General features: G+C 60.1%; 1 protein-coding gene. It reads left to right on the top strand.

All coding sequences use genetic code 11. From position 1 onward, the window contains the following. Window positions 1-108: 108 nt before the first annotated feature. A partial coding sequence (locus V2B23_RS30840; protein ID WP_430953689.1) for an IS481 family transposase occupies window positions 109-1,111 on the top strand: 1,003 nt, incomplete at its 3' end.

Raw genomic sequence — 1,111 nt, 5'->3', positions numbered from 1 at the left:
TGTTGTGGGTATGGACGTTGCTGACGCGGGACTGAAGTAGACGGGCTGGTCCTTCGCGGCAGGATGGAAGTGGCGAAACTGACCATCAACAGCAAAGGGACCAGCCCTGTGACACACCGTAATGCTCCTCTGACTGTGGAGGGAAGACGACGCCTGATCGAGCGATGCCAGAGTCGTCCGATCGCCCACGTAGCCGCCGAAATGGGTATCTCCCGACAATGCGCCTCCACCTGGGTCAACCGGTATCGCAAGTACGGTGACCTGGGACTGCAGGACCGATCCAGCACACCGCACCACCAACCCACCGCCACAGCAGCGGAGATCGTGGCCGAGATCGAAGCGATGCGCCGAACCCGGAAATGGTCCGCTTCACGGATCACGTTCGAACTGCGCACCGACGGCATCGCCATTGCCCGTCGAACCGTCACGAAAATCCTGAGAGGCCTGGGATTGCACCGTCGCCGGTTCATCGACCCGAACGGTGAGAACAACCGAAAACCACAGGTCATCGTCGCGAAACGACCAGGTCAGATGGTGCATGTCGATGTGAAGAAAGTCGGAAAGATCCCCGACGGTGGCGGTTGGCGTGCCCACGGCCGAGGTTCCGAGCGGGCCAAACAATCCCAGCGAAGGAAAACCCGCACGAAGCAACCTCGGACCGGCTACACCTACCTGCACTCCGCGATCGACGGCAACACAAGGCTGGCGTACACCGAGGCCAGAGACAACGAAACCGCCGCAACAGCCATCGATTTCATGAACAACGCACGCCTCTTCTTCGCCGCACACGGCATCACCCGGATCGAGCGCGTGATCACCGACAACGGATCATGCTATCGGGCAGCAGATTTCACATCTTCACTCCGCGAAGCGCGGCACTACCGCATCCGGCCGTACACCCCGAAACACAACGGGAAGGTCGAACGCTACAACCGCATCCTCGCCGAAGAACTGCTGTACTCCCGCGAATACACCAGCGAGCAGCAACGGCGTACCGCCGTCGAAATTTGGAACGTTCACTACAATTATCATCGACCGCATTCAACACGCGGAGGACGACCGCCCGCCGCTTACCGCCGGCATCGCGTAACTAACGTCCGTGCCTCTTACA

This window comes from Rhodococcus sp. 24CO, assembly GCF_050586165.1.
Classification (GTDB): domain Bacteria; phylum Actinomycetota; class Actinomycetes; order Mycobacteriales; family Mycobacteriaceae; genus Rhodococcus_F.
The sequence above is the reverse complement of the archived record's forward strand: the minus strand, read 5'-3'. Positions and strand labels throughout refer to the sequence as shown.